Source organism: Bacteroidota bacterium, from assembly GCA_016711505.1.
In the GTDB taxonomy this organism is placed as follows: domain Bacteria; phylum Bacteroidota; class Bacteroidia; order AKYH767-A; family 2013-40CM-41-45; genus JADKIH01.
This window is the reverse complement of record JADJSV010000003.1, coordinates 143,982-161,406: the sequence shown is the minus strand read 5'-3', so window position 1 is coordinate 161,406 and position 17,425 is coordinate 143,982. Positions and strand designations below refer to the sequence as shown.

The window sequence follows — 17,425 nt, the reverse complement described above, 5'->3', positions numbered from 1 at the left end:
TACAACAGATCATTTAGTTGCAATGATTGCTATATTCCATGCAAATCTTTTCATGAAAGGAATTTTTTTGAAAAACCTGTCAAATTTTTCCAGTCTCAAGTATCTGCTTCTTATCCGTTCTTCATCAGAAATAATTTTCTTCCAGTAAGGCTCATCATTTGGATGAACTTTTTCAATCAGGTAAAAGCGGATGAAGATCCATAAAGTTGCAAACCAGAATGTATCATATTGTACAGAAGAAAAATTCTTTTTCAGTTTATCGACAACATTTATATTCAAAGGACTTTCATCTTCTGTTCTCACTTTTGTAGCCATCCGTCGGTAAATATTGATTATAGGATTGTGTTTTAACGGATCCCATGACAACATTTTACCACCTGGTTTTAGCACACGGTAGATCTCATTTGTGCATTTATCAAAATCAACATGATGCAGTGTATTTGCTATATAAACGTAATCGAAAGTATTATCAGGGTAAGGAATATTCATTGCATCCACTACCTGTGTTTTAACCTTCACATTATATCGGGCAGCCAGTTCGTCGACAACATGCAACATTCCATCAGAATAATCTGTGGCAATACAATTCGCACCTTTCAAAGTAAAATAGACACTGTTTTCACCAGCGCCGCAGCCCAGATCAAGTATCAATGAGTCTTTGATCTTATCCATACCCGTCATCAGGTATCTGTTTTCCGGACAGGTTGAAGATTCAAAAAACTTTTCAACTTTTATCTTACTTACATCTACCTTTTCTGCCCAGTCGTTATAAAACTCCCGTTCATTGGCATTAGTATCAATATTACTTTTTGTCATCTTTCAATTTTTCTGTATTGATTGTTCTGCTGACCAGAAACTCAGGTCTGTCTTTAATTTCGTCAAATAAAATACCAATATACTGTCCTAAAACTCCTATTGTCAAAAGTTGAATGCCTCCGAAGAAAACAATAATAACAACCAATGACGTCCAGCCTGTGACCATTGTTCTAAGATGGAAGAACCAGTAATACAAATTCAGGAACAAATAGAATAATCCAAGTCCGATACAGATCATACCAACAACAGAAGCGATCTTCAGAGGCTTTCTTGAAAAATACAACAAACTGTTAGTAGCGAACCGGAACATTTTCTTGAAGGGAAATTTTGTTTCACCGGCAAAACGTTCATCGCGGTTGTAATAAACCGGAACCTGCTTATACCCAAACCAACTGATCAGTCCGCGGATATATTTATTTTTCTCTTTCAGGTTATTAAAATTATCTATGATATTTCTATCAACCAACCTGGAAATCACCTGTATCTACCGGGATCTGTACTTCAGACATTCGATTTAAAAGACGATAAAATATTTTTGCAGTTAATAATTTGAATGCGCTTTCACCTTTACGATGTTTCCTTACTCCATAAACAACATTTGCCTTTTCTTCATTTTGTATCCGCAACATTTCAAGAATTACTTCAGGTGGATCCTGAAGATCGGCATCGATAATAACTGCAAGTTCACCCACACAATATTTTAATCCGGCAGAAACAGCAGGCTGATGTCCGAAATTTTTCGAGAATGAAATTACTTTTACGGCAGGGTCTGTTTCAGCAAGTGTAGCCAGAATAGTTTCTGTTTTATCAGCACTCCCATCATTTACGAATAATAATTCATAGGATTTTCCTGTTTGTTTTAAAACTACCGTTAATCTTTTATAGCTTTCAGAAATGACAAGCTCTTCGTTATAGCAGGGAATTATAACAGAAAGCTCAATTTTATTTGAAGTCATCAGGAGAATATTGCTTTGAATATTATGCACATAATAGGGAATTTATCAAATGGTTCAACAAGCATCTGAAAGATTTTTCACATAGCGGAGTGTAAAAAATACCCATGAAAATTGAAAAAAAACACTGAAAAATTTCACGCAACATATTTAATTGTTCACGAATAATTTTCGTTCATTGGCCCTACAAAATAGTTAGCCAAGAAGATCGGTTGAACTTTGGATATCCTTCAGCGCAGAATATAATTTGTCAAGATCATCCTGATCATTAAATGCCTGAATGGAATAACGGAGAAAGGTGTAATTTCCATGGACCATTACCGGAACTTCGATTCTGTATTTTTCATACAAAAGCGATTTCAGGACTAAAGGTTTTGTTGTCTTAATTGGAATCGAACACATTTGACCTAGGAAATCATTTTCTATAGGGCACAATGGTTCAGTCTTCAGGAGGTTACAGAACTTGTTATAATTTCGACGCGCTAATTCAGAACAACGCTTTGCAACCGTTGGCCAATCATTTTCTTTCATGAATTCGATTGACTTTGGAATTGTCAGAAATGCGGTAAAGTCCCGGGTTCCTTGCATCTGATGATAATCAATAAACCGGGATTCCGAAGGTGCATCACTTTCATATCCCCAACTGATCACTAAAGGATCAAATTGATCCTGAAATTCCTTTTTTACAAAGAGAAAGGAAGATCCTTTTGGTGTCATCATCCACTTGTGACAGGCACCGGTATAAACATCAACTTCCAATTTAGAAAGGTCAAGCGGAATATGTCCGGGAACATGAGCTCCATCCACAATTGTAAACAAGCCTCTTCGTTTTGCTTCTGAGCAGATTTCATCCACCGGAAGTTTTAAAGCAGTAGTACTTGTAATTTGACTTATAAAAATTGCTTTTGTGTTTTTCGAATATCCTTTCCAGAATTCTTCGCTAAATTTTTCTTTCGAAACAACAGGTAAACTGACTTCGTTGCGAATAAATTTTGCGCCGCTCTTTTTGCAATAGTAATTCCATGTGCGGTCCATCGCTCCATACTCCAGATTTGTCGAGAGTATTTCATCGCCCGGTTTCATCGTAAAACTTTTTGCAATTACATTCATTGCATACGAAGGATTGGGAGTATAAACCAGATCATCCGCATCGCAATGAATATATTCTGCAAGAGCTTCTCTGGAAGTACGAAGATTCTCTATACTTCTGACAGCTATAAATTGTACAGGGTCACGCTCCATGGCTGATTGCCATTTTTGCAGATCTTCAAAAATAGGTTTTGGACAGGCGCCATAGGAACCGAAGTTCAGGAAGGTTATTTCGGGGTTGAGATAGAAAAGATCTTTGAGATTATCCATAATTTCTTTTAACACTAAGAGCACTAAGTTCACAATAAGAACACGGAACAATTCCGTGCACTTATTGTGAGCTTAGTGCTCTTAGTGTTTTATTTTTTTTTACCAAGATACTCCTGAATAGCTAAAGCAGATTCCATAGCTAACTCCGTCATTTTGCTTAGAGAATTCTGTCGTTGATCTGATGAAATATAATCACCTGTTGGGATAACATCTGAAATTGTAAGAATAGTTGCCGCCATTTTATTAAGATGTCTGGCATTTGCAAAAAGTGCAAATGCTTCCATTTCCACTGCCACACAATTATTATCTGCTGCAACTTTTGGAGTACCTTGAGTGCTTCTGTAAAACACATCACTTGAATGAATGTTTCCTGCAATAACCGGCATGTTCATTCGCTTCGCAGTTTCATTAATTAAATTAAATGCTGCGCCCTGATGTTCGAAATGATCGGGAGTAAATTCAAATGCATCTTTAGCGTAAGTAGATTCACTGTATGCTTTATCAACATTGATCACATCAAAAACTTTCAACTTGTCAGTATAAGCTCCGGCTGTTCCAATGCGAATGATACATTCAACATTGTATTCATTAAAAAGTTCGTATGAATAAATTCCAATCGATGCACATCCCATTCCGCTTGCTCCAACTGTGACAGGAATACCTTTATAATTCCCTGTAAAATAAAATGCATTCCGGATACTGCTCACTAACTGTACGTCAGTCAACATACTTTCAGCAATGTGTTTAGCTCTTAAAGGATCGCCGGCAAGAAAAACAATTTTAGCGATTTGGTTGGGCTGGGCTCCGATGTGTATACTCATTTCTTTTTGGGTAAGTGGTAAGTAGTAAGTGGTAAATGGCAACGGGTACGTAAATGAAACAAATTACTCTGTAGGCTATGAACTTATAATATAAATAGTAAACATTGTATAAGTGAAATACAAATCCAATTTTGTAAACAGTGCTAATCACTATTTACCATTTACTACTCACCTACAAGCCCACCATCTCTTCAGGCTTCACCCACTCATCAAACTGTTCGGGGGTGACGTAGCCTAATTCGACTGACATAGCTTTTAGTGTTTTGCCTTGCTTGTGTGCTGTCTGTGCGATCTCTGCTGCTTTGTAGTAACCGATTTTAGTATTCAGTGCAGTGACAAGCATCAAAGAATTTTCGAGATTCTTGCGGATATTTTCATGTATGGGTGCAATGCCAACTGCACATTTATCATTGAAAGATACACAAACATCCCCAATTAGTCTGGCTGAATGGAGGAAATTATAGATCATCATTGGTTTGAAAACATTCAATTCAAAATGTCCGGTTGCACCGCCGATATTAATTGCAACATCATTACCCAATACTTGTGCGGCAACCATTGTCATTGCTTCGCATTGTGTTGGATTAACTTTCCCCGGCATAATAGAAGAACCCGGTTCGTTATCAGGAATGAACAACTCCCCTATTCCACAACGCGGTCCGCTTGCAAGTAAACGAATATCGTTTCCGATTTTCATCAATGAACAGGCCACAGTTTTTAATGCACCATGCGCTTCAACAATTGCATCATGTGCAGCAAGTGCTTCAAATTTATTTTCTGCTGTGATAAATGGTAATCCGGTAAGTTTTGCAATATGCTTTGCTACATTCTCAGAATATCCTTTTGGCGTATTGATTCCTGTTCCAACTGCTGTACCACCAAGAGCAAGTTCAGCAAGGTGTGGAAGAATATGATTGATCGCACGTAAACCGTGATCGAGTTGAGAAACATAACCGCTTATTTCCTGTCCCAGTGTAAGTGGCGTTGCATCCATCAGATGTGTACGACCGATCTTCACAACATTCATGAACTCTTTTGATTTAGCAGCAAGTGTATCGCGGAGTTTTTTTATTCCGGGAATTGTGACATTCATCAAAGCATAATATGCAGCGATGTGCATAGCAGTAGGGAATGTATCGTTAGATGATTGCGACTTGTTCACATCGTCGTTTGGATGAATTATCTTTTTTTCGTCCATCAGACTTCCGCCACTTAAAACATGAGCGCGATAAGCAATGACTTCATTCACGTTCATGTTTGATTGAGTACCGGAACCTGTTTGCCATACGACAAGCGGAAACTGATCATCAAGTTTTCCTGCTAAAATTTCATCACAGACTTTTCCGATAAGATCAGAACTTTCTTTAGACAAAACTCCTGCATCCAGATTTGTCAATGCAGCAGCTTTTTTCAGATATGCAAAAGCCCTGATAATTTCTTTGGGCATTTTATTTATGTCCTCAGCGATTTTGAAATTTTCAATTGACCGTTGTGTCTGGGCACCCCAATACACATCAGCAGGAACTTCAACGATACCCATGGTATCTTTCTCTTTACGCATTGCCATTTTACTATCTTTTTTTATTAAATAATTTCAAGAATTCTTTCTATTGGTCGTCCAATTAATGCTTTTCCATCTTTCACAACGATCGGTCGTTCGATGAGTATTGGATTTTCATGAAGGATCTTTATCCATTGTGCATTGGTCAATTTCTTTCCTTCAAATTTCGTTTTGTACAATGATTCTTTTGTTCTTACAAGATCGAAAGCTTTTAACCCAAGCATCTTCAATATTTCTTTGATCTCTTTTTGCGAAGGTACATCAACAAGATATTCTACTAACTCATAATCTTCATCAGTATTTTTTTTAATGAGGTCAAGAGCTGTTTTGCAAGTAGCGCAAGTAGATTTGAAATAGATCTTAAGCATTTTCTATCTTAGTATATTCCATCAGGTAAGCTTTCATAAATTCATTCAGATCACCATCCATTACAGATTGAATATCGGAAGTTTCATAATCGGTCCGGTTATCTTTCACCAGTTTATATGGATGAAAAACATACGAGCGGATCTGTGAGCCCCATTCTATCTTTTTCTTTCCTGCTTCGGTTACAGCTTTCGCTTCATTACGTTTGCGGATCTCCAATTCGTAAAGTTGAGAGCGAAGCATTTTCATTGCAAGTTCACGGTTTCCCATTTGAGAACGTTCAACCTGACAAACAACAACAATTCCTGTAGGTAAATGGGTGAGCTGTACTTTTGTCTCTACTTTATTTACATTTTGTCCACCTGCACCACCTGATCGTGAAGTCTGAATTTCAATATCAGCATCTTTGATCTCTATATTGATAGTATCATCGACAAGCGGATAAGCATAAATTGATGCAAAAGAAGTATGTCTCCGGGCATTTGAATCGAATGGAGAAATACGCACGAGGCGATGAACACCACTTTCTGCTTTCAGAAATCCATAAGCGAAATCACCTTCGATCTGTAAAGTAGCAGATTTTATTCCGGCACCATCACCATCCTGGCGATCGAGTTCAGTGACTTTATAGCCATTCTTCTCGCCCCACATGATATACATCCGCATGAGCATTTCTGCCCAGTCCTGGCTCTCAGTACCACCGGCACCGGAGTTGATATTGACTACAGCAGAAAGCTGATCTTCCTACGCACCAAGCATACGCTTAAATTCCATTGCTTCAAGAAGCTTCTGGCTATCGGCATAATGTTGATCGAGTTCAGATTCAGTGGCTACGCCTTCCTTATAAAATTCGTATAAAACGGCAAGGTCATCGACAGACGCCTCTAATTCTAAAAATGGTGCTGTCCAGTTCTTTTTTTGATTAATACCCTTCAAAACCACCTGCGCTCGCGTGGGTTCATTCCAGAACTCAGGGGCATGAGTGAGTTCTTCTTCTTCTTTTATAGAGGCAACTTTTCGATCGATGTCAAAGATACCTCCTCAGGGCTTCAACTCGCTCTTTAATCTCTTTTAATTGGTCGGATGTCATAGGGGGCGAAGATAGGGAAATATTTTAATTCAGTTGGTAGATAAAAAGGCAGCTTTCAGTGTGAGTTTGAGTGTGAACTGTGTATGGCTACATACTTCACACCCAAACTCACACTTAAACCGCATTTTCAATTTACAACAAACTTGCCTTTTAAAATTTTCCCTGACCGAGTTGTCAGTTGATAAAAGTAAACTCCACTTTTCAGGTTTACAGAATTTAAATTATAAGTATTTGATGACAGCCCAGATTTAGAGATCATTAATTGCCCGAGGCCATTGTAAATTTCTACCTGAACTATTCTATCATTTAGATCACGAAGTGAAATTAATGATTCTGCATCCACAGGGTTTGGAAAAACCGAAGATTGATTATTTTTTTCGAAACTAATTACTCCAACAGGTTGGTCAGTTTCATAGGCTCCCATATCCGGACTTGTCCCTATCGGCAAAGGTCGCATTACACTATCGAGATCATAGGGGACTACTACAGAAACAATTCCTGCATTTAAGCAAGGAGATAACATAGAAAGGTGGTAATCATTTGGAGAAACAAACAGTGGATCGCTGTTAATATTTCCATTTGTTAAAGATGCATTTCTGATATCACAAAAGTTTATATTAGACAAAGATCCAACAGTAATTGTCCTTTCACTAAAACAATCAGCATTCCAAAAAATTGAATTTTTAAAATTCAATGTGCTGTTATTAGAGGAAAATGCAATACCAAATGGCAGAGAATCAAGATTAATTATATTGTCAGAAATAGTAGAATGGGAAATATTTATTGTTGAATTCTCGCTGTGAATAATAGTTCCAAGAAACGGATAATTTGATTTCGCATAACACGAATTCGAAACCACGAGACAATTTCTCATATTCAAAACTGAATTATCAGCAATGAGTGCTACACCTCTAACTTCAGAACCATATGATGTATCTGGAACGACCTCATTAAACTTTATTATCGTATTATTCATTGCTACATTGCTAGCACTTAATGAAATTCCGGTCCCTTCGAATAACGAAACACCAAAATGTTTATTATTTGAAATTTCGCAATTAGAAATTAAACCACTACTTCCATAACAGTTGATACCGGCACCAGCATGATGTGCAACACCTAAAGAAACATTTTCACTGATAGTACTCTGTAAAATCGTAAAAGTAGAATCACTTGATATATCAATACCACCTCCGTCAGAATACTCCCCTTCAACAGAGTTACTACTTATGTTGCAATTGACCATTGTCAATAATTCAGTTCCGTTTATACTTACCCCTCCACCAGCAGCAAATATTGAAGCAGCAACTTGATTATTATAAAAGTTACAATCACTTATTGTAATACCATTTTCGGAATATCCTATACCGATTCCACCTCCTGAACCATTTCTTGCAGACACAATAGAATTATCATAAATATTACAATGCCTTAATATCACACTTGAATAAGATCCAATATATATTCCACCTCCCTTTGCGAAATCATTTGAAGATATGGTGTTATTATAAATATTGCATTGATAGATTAAAGGGTGCGCTTCCATAAAACAACAAATCCCTGCTCCATATGCCCAATCATCTGATCGCACAGAATTATGATGAATATCCAAATCGGTTAAAAAAGGACTTGCATTTTGAATGAAAACACCGCCCCCAATTCCAAAGACACTATCCACAAATCCGTTCATGATCTGAAATCCACTAATTATTGTTGTCGTATCTATTATTCCTATACTATCTGCCTTAATTTTTAAAACGCTCCCTAAAGCATTGCCATCAATAATCGTAGCTGAGGATCCAGCGCTACCAAATAATTTTAAGGACGGAGTTTGGGGCCAAACAATATTCTCAAGATAGGTTCCCGGCGCCACTAAAATGGTATCTCCAGCCTGTGAAGCAATTAATGCTGCTGATATACTTGGATACATAGAAGGTACATTATTCGTAATAGCAAGTGCAAAGTTGCTATAGAATATAAAAAGAAATTGTAAAGATTTTTTCATGGATTTTTTGAATAATTTCAAATAAATATAAAGCATTTTTTCAGTTTATATACGAACTAATTGATAAAACATTAAAAACAAGTATATTTTACATTGATATGATGATGCGAATTCAAAATTCATCCTAAAACATTCTTTCCAAAGAAAGAATGCGTCTCAGTTGATCGAATAATCTATAAAGTTTATAGTTTACCTACCTAAACTAACTTAAAAAATAAAACAAAAGGAATATTCACTCTTCACCAAGAACCTCCCAAACCAATTACTGTTCAACCTCCGCTTACTGAACTTAACAATTTTAATCCGCTTCTGGAAAAATTTGCACTACTATGATAGTACATTTTAAATGCTACTCGTTATCACCTCTCAAACCAACTGAAAGATTTATTTAATCTATAATAAATTTTCCATTCAATGATTTCCCTGATCGAGTTCTTAGTTGATAAAAGTAAACTCCACTTTTCAGGTTTGCAGAATTTAAATTATAAGTATTTGATGACAGCCCAGATTTAGCCATCTCTAATTGCCCGAGGCCATTGTAAATTTCTACCTGAACTATTCTATCATTCAAATCATGAAGTGAAATTAATGATTCTGCATCCACAGGGTTTGGAAAAACCGAAGATTGATTATCTTTTTCAAAATTATTTACTCCGACAGGCTGGTCATTTTCATAGGGTCCCATATCAGGATTTGTACCGGCAGGCATAGGTCTGGGAAATCCATCCAGATCAATAATCAAGAAGAAGTAGAAGAAACCTGCACCTAGACAAGGAGACAATGAGGAAAGATGATAATCATTAGCGCCAATAAATAAAGGGTCGGCTGAAATATTTCCACCAGAGGGAATAATATTTCTTACATCTGAATTAATCATCGCCGGATGCATATAAGTCAAAGAGTCAAATTCAAATTTACAATCCGGATTCCAGGAAATAGAATTGTACATATGCAGAGTTGAATTATAAACAGAGATCGCATTACTTAAATTGGCAGAATCATTATTTACATAATTATCAGCAATGGTAGAATGGTAAACAGAAAATATTCCGCCAGATCCGTATATACCGCTACCTTTATAAGTGTGTAAAGAATTCCCTTCCATTGAATTTCCAGCAACAATAGAATTTCTCATATTAATTTCTGAGTAATCGGTGGAGATTCCAGCTCCTTTCATAATTGATCCGGAAATAGAATCAGGGATCATTTTATTAAAGTCAATTTTACAGTTACGAATATTTGTATGATATCCAGTTCCACCACGACAGGCTATCCCCGCACCATAAAAAGTAGTAGTTCCATACGGACTAGGAGAAGTTCCAAACTGGCTATTACCTGAAATTTTGGAATTGGAAATTGTGACACCTGAATTTACATATATTCCTGCACCATAATGAAGATTTCTTCCAAATGAATTATTACCTTCAATCAAACAACTATCAATAGTACTTAACGATTTCACAAATATACCAGATCCGAACGAACTGGTTCCATCAGTAGAATTTCGTAACACATTGCATTTAAAAATACTCGTCAAACTATTTTCGGATATTGAAATTCCACCTCCTCCCACCTCTCTATCACATAATACAACATTTTCAATTATATCAGAATTTCTTACGGTTACATTAGATCCATTTCCCATATAAATCCCTCCGCCTTCAGCCCAGATATCAGCTGTGATTGAATTATTACGAATCACACAATTAGCAATGACAGGAGAAGAATACCACCTACAGCAAATTCCTCCGCCCATACCCGAATCCACGGAACTCATAATGTTATCATGAATTTCAAGATTCATGATCAAAGGGCTTGAACCCTGTAGGTAAATTCCGGCACCAAGTGATAACGGTGAATTTAAGTATCCGCCAGTGATTTGAAATCCGTCAATAACCGTATTCGTATCGATCGTTACAGAAGTTCCATAAAAATTCATTCTGATTACACTACCATTCCCGTTCCCATTTATAATAGTATTGGATGGTCCTGTTGTACTGATCAGTTTAAGATCATTTTTTGATGGCCACACGATATTTTCATTGTATGTTCCCTGGTCCACAAGAATTGTATCCCCGGGATCAGCAGCTGAAAGAGCTGCTGCAATGCTAGCGTAAGTAGAAGGAACATTTCTGACAGTTGCAGAAACAATTTTTGATAAGAGAAATAATACTATAAAAATAATTGCAGTTGGTTTCATGTTCAGGACATTTTGATTACCGTAAAAATAAAATTTTATTGACAATAAGAAACAAAATGATTCAACTTATTGTCTGATGTCTGTAAAATTTACGCTGATCTTACTTTCTAAGGTCCAAATAAAAATTAATCCTCTGACCCCATCACTTCCCAGACAAGCTGCGGTTCAAACCCCCGAGAAATAGCATAAGAAGCAATTTTATATTTCCTTTTATAAGGATCTTTTTCCGTTACAAGTTTCTCTTTCGCAGAAATAACTTTCTGCAGCATTTTTCTGTAATCAGAATCAGAAATTTCTCCGAGCGCTTTTTTGATAAGCGGCTCGGAGATCTTTTTATTTTTAAGTGCAAGTTTGATCTTGATCTTGCCCCATTTTTTAACCCTGAATTTTCCACCCGCATAAGCGATGGCAAATCGTTCTTCCTTTAAAAAACCTTCTTCGATCAGATAAGAGATAATACTTTCAACTTCCCGCTGATGCAATCCCCAGGAATAAATTTTGTCGCGCATTTCCTGCTGACTCCGTTCCTGATATGCGCAAAACTTGAGAGCTTTTGAACGAGCTTTCTCCGGGGTAATTGGTTGCATGTTTATTGAACGGGATAGAATATATCCGTCTCCCATTTTGCAGTATCCTTTTCTACCATTGGATCAGTTACATAAACTTCCCAAGGTGCACCGATCACCTGCTTATTGTTTTTCTTGATGAATTCATCGGCTGCCTGATGTGCCATTCCTGTTTGCTCATATGAACCGAAGAAACGCGCCATTACAGCTTTTCCGGCTTTTAGTTTTCCGGCTTTGATTTCTCCGTCATCTTTTCCCGGACCACTTACAGGAATTGCTGCATCCATTTCCCATTCAGTTTGTGAATTGGAATAGTAAATTGCAAAAGGAGCTCCTGCCATCTGTAATTTTTGTTTACCCAATGCTGCACCGATTTTTCCATATGAAGCTCCTAAAAACTGACTGATATTATTGATGTTTGCTTTGCCATGCACAAACAAGTATTCAGTGTCATCAACTTCAACTTCTTCGACTGTAATTGAACTTGAAAGTGAAGGCATACTTTCAACACGTGCTTTTAATTTATTCAATCCTTTTTCGAAATCAGGACCAACCATTCCATCCATGAATTTACCCATGATGCGCATTAATGGATTCATACCTGCATTCATATCCATTGACCATGTCATTTTTGTTGCATCACCTTCCGGAGTCAAAGTATAAATTGCCTTTGCACCTTCGCCACCGCCTGCCATTGCAAGATCCATATTTACCATGGAGTCTTCAACAACTTCAGCGATCGTCAGACTACCCTTACCAACGTTCTTTTCTTTACTATCCCAATGCAATGCCTGACCTGCACCTGATTCCGGTCCTGAGTAAGTATAACTTGCAGTAGTGTCCATATCATACCATGGAGACCATGACTGGAAATTTTTAAGATTACTGATCTGCTCATAAACAGTGCTGACGTCTTTGTTTATTACAACAGATCTTTCAACATGAATTTGTGCCGGAAAGAAAATTAATCCAATTGCAGAAATTAAAAGCAGTAATACTGCGATAACGATAAGGATCTTTTTAACGATTTTCATGATGTTATGTGGTTTGTGAAGCGAAAGTGGGGAAAAATTGTGGAATTTGCAAAATGGTTTATTTGGGGTGAAAGGTGTACTTATAGGGAAGTGTTATTAGGTCAAAGGTCAAAGGTCAGAGGTCACGGTGCTTTCATGTAAGCTGCGTGACCTCTGACCTTTGACCTCTGACCTTTGACCTAATAAAAAGAGTAAGTGTAAGTTTAAAAGTAAGTGTAGGTAAAACACCTGCTTACTTAAATTCAAGACTAGATCTTAATCTCCTCCTCCATCTTATTAAAAAAATGGTACTCCATCATATGGTAATTCGTATTCGCAGTAACTTTTAATTTTACTTTGAATTTCTTTTTCCACTTGGCAGCGATGGAAGGATTGAAGAATGTTCCTTTATTCAAATACGCTTCAAGGTATGGATGAATTGCAAGATGCAATTCTTTTTCATTCTGCTCCTGTACGAAATAACGCAGGTTATTTTCTATTTCATCAACGATAAGCACACTTGCTTTGATCTCGCCGGTTCCATCACATGCAGGACATTTTTCTGCTGTGGTAATATTTGTTTCCGGACGAACACGCTGACGGGTGATCTGGATAAGACCGAATTTAGATGGCGGAAGAATAGTATGCTTAGCGCGATCGCGCTTCATTTCATTTTTCAGTTTATCGAAAAGCAACTTTCTGTTTGTCGGATTGTGCATATCGATAAAATCGATAACAATGATTCCGCCCATATCTCGCAAACGAAGCTGACGCGCAACTTCTGTTGCTGCATCAAGATTTACCTGGAGAGCATTTGCTTCCTGAGTTGAATCATCTGCACCTTTAGTACGGCCGCCGCTATTCACATCGATGACGTGCATGGCTTCCGTATGTTCAACGATGAGATAAGCACCGTTGGCCATTGTAACAGTTTTTCCGAAACTGGATTTTATCTGCTTTTCAATTCCGAAATTATCGAAGATCGGAAGTTTGCCTTTATACAGTTTTACAATTTCCGTTTGCTCAGGAGCAATCCCGCTTATATACGACTTGATCTCCTCCGCCAATGCTGCATCATTAACATGAATAGCATTGAAGTTTGGATTGAGAAGATCTCTCAAGATCGTTGATGTGCGATTTAATTCACCTAAGATCTTCTGAGGTGGCTTTGCAGTCTGAAGCATTTCAAAAGCACTCTTCCATTTGGAAACGAGGTCCTGAATATCTTTATCGAGCTCAGCAACTTTTTTCCCGTCAGCAACAGTTCTTACAATAAGTCCAAATCCTTTCGGCTTGATACTCATAGCAAGTCGTTTCAGACGTTGTCTTTCTTCAGCACTTTTTATTTTCTGGGAAATGTTGACAGTATCCGAGAATGGAACGAGTACAACAAATCTACCTGCAAGAGAAAGTTCAGATGTGATCCGGGGACCTTTCGAAGAGATCGGTTCTTTAGCAACTTGTACAAGTACCCATTGATTTGGGGAAAGGACATTGTTGATCTTTCCGCCTTTATCAATGTCTTTCTCAAGCTGAAAATTTGCCAGCATCGGATCAGGATTTTTTCCTGATGTAGATTGCTTGATAAGTTTGAGAAGAGAATCGACCTGAGGTCCGAGATCCAGATAATGGAGAAAAGCATCTTTTTCATGACCGACATCTACGAATGCAGCATTCAGGCCCTGAATAAGTTTTTTTACCCGTCCAAGATATATGTCACCGACTTGAAATCGCTGATCTTTTTTTTCGCTATTTAGCTCGACAATATGCTTGTCTTCCAGCAAGGCAATATTAACCTCATCCGGTGTTGAGCTAATTACTAATTCATTATTCAACTAAAAATTCTTTATAAACACACTATTATCATGCAATAAGCACAGAAAATAAAAACCACAGTTTTACATCTTAGTCCGGAGAGAGAACGGCATACGACTCATCGCATACCAAGACATGTCCGAAAAGCGGGTCTGAATAATGATGTAAGGGTACTGTTTAACAAATGAAAAAATAAATAATCATGATGAGCGATTTCAGTCAACTCATCATGATCATGGTGAATGCCAAGGCTAAGCCTTAAGAACCACTATTTATTTTTTCTTATGTCTGTTTTTTCTAAGACGTTTTTTACGCTTATGCGTTGCCATCTTATGTCTTTTTCTTTTTTTACCGCTTGGCATGACTTACTGTGTTTAGTGGTTATTAATTTGACTTATTAAACTTTCTACTTCACTTACCAGTGCCTGATTTTTAGATTCTTTTTTCAAAGTCTCAAAATTTCTGAGGGCAAAGGCATTATTTCCCATTTGCATGTACGTTTTTCCTAAAAGGAATCGTGCATCTTCAATTGTCGGGTCAATTTCAAGTACTTTTTCGAATCGTCCTACAGCTTTATCGAGTTGACCCGATTTAACCGAGAGCACACCCAGATTGTATTGTGCCATCAGATGATTCGGAGCTTCTTCAGCAACCTCTCTCAGCATCAGAATGCCTTGCATTGGGTTTGAAGATCCCTCTGCATAGCAAACGCCCAGATCGGTTTTTGCATCGTAGTTCTTAGGATTTATTTCAATTACTTTTTTGTAGCTATCAATTGCTTTGTTAACGAAGTAAGTTCTTTTTAAAGAATCACCGGTCATTTTAAAGGCATCGAAATATCTAAAAGCAGCATTGATCCAATTTTGCTCTGTCGATTCAGACTTTGCAATTTCTTCGTAATAATAAGACGAAATTTGCGGAGTTTGAAATCTATCCCAAAGTTTTCCTAAAGAATCCTGAATATTCTTGTCAGAAGGATTTTTTTTCAGCAGATCTTCAATTGCTGTGATCTGTTCTTTCTCTTCACTTTTCAATCTGCCCTTGACCTCATTTATCTGATCATCAATTGAAAAACCTGCAAGAGTATCTGCAGTAACTTTTTTCTCAATTTTTTTCGGGGCAAAGTAAAGCGCGGCAGTCAACGCAATGACGCCAAGAACGACCAGCAACCGGGTTCTACTGCTTTGCATCCTTAGTCGATTGCTTCAGTTGTCTGATTCTTTTTGATCTTAGCATTCTTTACCTTATTAGCGAAAGTTTTCGCCGGTTTGAATGCAGGGATGTTATGTTCAGGTATAATGATGGTCGTGTTCTTAGAGATGATACGTCCCAACTTCTGAGCACGCTTCTTAATGATGAATGAACCGAAGCCACGTAAGTAAACGTTCTCACCATCGGACATTGTATTTTTTATCACTTTCATAGCCGCTTCTACTGCTTGTAAAGCCACAGTTTTTTCGATTCCTGTTTTAGTTGAAATTTCGGCTACTAATTCTGCTTTTGTCATTTCTTTGAGTATTAGGTAATTAAATATTGGGCGGCAAAGATAGCGCTTCAAATTAAATCCAAAAACCTATTGAGGTAAATTTTACTAAAGAATGTAAAATAATTTTTTAGGGGCTATTTATTTGATTATAAGTCATTTGAATTCAATTTTAACGGTAATTCACTAAAATATCCTACATATTTTATCAACGACCTCCCGAAAAAGGCGTCGTTTGCCGACCGCAGGCAATCGAATTTAGTAACTTCGTGGCGCGGGCTTCATTGATGAAGAAAGCAATCTGGAAAGATGAGAGAATTTGGGAAAAAGATCATTTCCTGGTATCAGAAAAACAAGCGTGATCTTCCATGGCGGAATACTTCAGACCCGTATAAGATCTGGCTTTCAGAGATAATACTACAGCAGACCAGGGTAGACCAGGGAATGGCTTACTATCACCGGTTCACCGATAAATATACTAACGTCCATGAACTGGCAAATGCTTCAGAAGACGCTATACTTAAGCTCTGGCAAGGCTTAGGCTATTATTCCCGGGCCCGAAATCTACACAAAGCTGCAAAGGACATTGTGGTTCGCTTTAATGGTTCGTTTCCACAGGAATTTGAAGAAATTAAATCCCTGAAAGGTATTGGTGATTATACAGCAGCAGCAATTGCGTCATTTGCATTTAAGTTACCCCATGCTGTGGTAGATGGAAATGTTTTCAGGGTTTTGAGCAGGTATTCCGGAATTTCTACCCCTATTGATTCCGGGGCGGGGAAAAAAGAATTCATAGCCCTTGCAAACGACCTTTTAGGAAAGCATCCGCCTGACATTTTTAATCAGGCGATCATGGAATTTGGGTCGCGACAATGTAAACCTGTTTCGCCGGATTGTTCAGTGTGTCCATTGCAAGCAACATGTTATGCCTATTCAAATAACGTGGTCGATTCTCTTCCTGTTAAATCGAAAAAAACCAAAATCAGGAAGCGATTTTTTCACTATCTTGTCATACGTGAAAAGGATAATTTTTTCATTCGTCAAAGGAAAGAAAAAGATATCTGGACAGGCTTGCATGATTTTCCATTAATTGAAACATCTGCAGCCGAGAGTGAAGGAAAGGTAATGTCGTCGAAAGAGTGGAGAGATCAATTTGGCAAACGAAAATCGAAATTAACAAATATCAGTAAGGAGTATATACACATTTTGAGTCATCAGCATATTCATGCAACATTTTATGAAATAAGCAGTGACCTCAAATCGTTTAATGAAAAGGAAGAAGACTGGAAAAAAGTAAATTCAGTTACAGTAAAAGAATTTGCTGTTCCAAGATTAATTGAAGAGTATCTGAAACAAATGTAAATTGAAGTCTACAAA

General features: G+C 37.4%; 13 protein-coding genes and 2 pseudogenes. 1 reads left to right on the top strand and 14 read right to left on the bottom strand.

Annotation, left to right across the window (positions count from 1 at the left end; genetic code table 11):
- Positions 1 to 9: 9 nt before the first annotated feature.
- The 14 genes and pseudogenes from IPL24_06585 to IPL24_06520 all read right to left on the bottom strand — a co-directional run bounded on the left by IPL24_06585 (position 10) and on the right by IPL24_06520 (position 16,072).
- Entirely contained in the window at positions 10 to 816 is an 807-nt protein-coding gene (locus IPL24_06585; protein MBK8363352.1) for a class I SAM-dependent methyltransferase, read from the bottom strand.
- Positions 803 to 1,772 (bottom strand): annotated as a pseudogene (locus tag IPL24_06580) (glycosyltransferase family 2 protein). Before IPL24_06580 ends, IPL24_06585 begins: the two are co-directional and overlap by 14 nt.
- A 192-nt stretch (positions 1,773 to 1,964) precedes the next feature.
- Positions 1,965 to 3,128: an aminotransferase class V-fold PLP-dependent enzyme gene (locus IPL24_06575; protein MBK8363351.1), complete on the bottom strand. Its 1,164-nt coding sequence runs from the start codon at positions 3,126 to 3,128 to the stop codon at positions 1,965 to 1,967.
- A gap of 89 nt (positions 3,129 to 3,217) precedes the next feature.
- Positions 3,218 to 3,949, bottom strand: coding sequence for a purine-nucleoside phosphorylase (locus IPL24_06570; GenBank protein MBK8363350.1), 732 nt, complete (start codon positions 3,947 to 3,949; stop codon positions 3,218 to 3,220).
- Positions 3,950 to 4,121: 172 nt separating this feature from the next.
- Complete coding sequence (gene fumC / locus IPL24_06565) at positions 4,122 to 5,516, bottom strand: class II fumarate hydratase (GenBank protein ID MBK8363349.1); 1,395 nt, start codon at positions 5,514 to 5,516, stop codon at positions 4,122 to 4,124.
- Between the two features lie 17 nt (positions 5,517 to 5,533).
- Positions 5,534 to 5,878: an arsenate reductase (glutaredoxin) gene (locus tag IPL24_06560; protein ID MBK8363348.1), complete on the bottom strand. Its 345-nt coding sequence runs from the start codon at positions 5,876 to 5,878 to the stop codon at positions 5,534 to 5,536.
- A pseudogene (gene prfB / locus IPL24_06555) lies at positions 5,871 to 6,966 on the bottom strand (peptide chain release factor 2). The gene IPL24_06560 and the pseudogene prfB overlap by 8 nt, the downstream one beginning before the upstream one ends.
- Before the next feature lie 127 nt (positions 6,967 to 7,093).
- Positions 7,094 to 8,971, bottom strand: coding sequence for a right-handed parallel beta-helix repeat-containing protein (locus IPL24_06550; protein MBK8363347.1), 1,878 nt, complete (start codon positions 8,969 to 8,971; stop codon positions 7,094 to 7,096).
- A 388-nt stretch (positions 8,972 to 9,359) separates the two neighbouring features.
- A complete protein-coding gene (locus IPL24_06545) occupies positions 9,360 to 11,171 on the bottom strand; it encodes a right-handed parallel beta-helix repeat-containing protein (protein ID MBK8363346.1) in 1,812 nt (603 codons plus the stop codon).
- A gap of 125 nt (positions 11,172 to 11,296) precedes the next feature.
- Positions 11,297 to 11,758 (bottom strand): RecX family transcriptional regulator, encoded by a 462-nt coding sequence (locus tag IPL24_06540; GenBank protein ID MBK8363345.1) that lies wholly within the window; start codon positions 11,756 to 11,758, stop codon positions 11,297 to 11,299.
- A gap of 2 nt (positions 11,759 to 11,760) precedes the next feature.
- Positions 11,761 to 12,771, bottom strand: coding sequence for an SRPBCC family protein (locus IPL24_06535; protein ID MBK8363344.1), 1,011 nt, complete (start codon positions 12,769 to 12,771; stop codon positions 11,761 to 11,763).
- Between the two features lie 248 nt (positions 12,772 to 13,019).
- Positions 13,020 to 14,585 (bottom strand): Rne/Rng family ribonuclease, encoded by a 1,566-nt coding sequence (locus tag IPL24_06530; GenBank protein MBK8363343.1) that lies wholly within the window; start codon positions 14,583 to 14,585, stop codon positions 13,020 to 13,022.
- 354 nt (positions 14,586 to 14,939) lie between these two features.
- Positions 14,940 to 15,755, bottom strand: coding sequence for a tetratricopeptide repeat protein (locus IPL24_06525; GenBank protein ID MBK8363342.1), 816 nt, complete (start codon positions 15,753 to 15,755; stop codon positions 14,940 to 14,942).
- A gap of 2 nt (positions 15,756 to 15,757) precedes the next feature.
- Complete coding sequence (locus IPL24_06520; GenBank protein ID MBK8363341.1) at positions 15,758 to 16,072, bottom strand: integration host factor subunit beta; 315 nt, start codon at positions 16,070 to 16,072, stop codon at positions 15,758 to 15,760.
- Between the two features lie 285 nt (positions 16,073 to 16,357).
- Here IPL24_06520 and mutY point away from each other — a divergent pair, with 285 nt between their 5' ends.
- The gene (mutY, locus tag IPL24_06515; protein ID MBK8363340.1) at positions 16,358 to 17,410 is read left to right on the top strand and encodes an A/G-specific adenine glycosylase; all 1,053 of its coding nucleotides are present in this window, start codon (positions 16,358 to 16,360) and stop codon (positions 17,408 to 17,410) included.
- Positions 17,411 to 17,425: the final 15 nt, after the last annotated feature.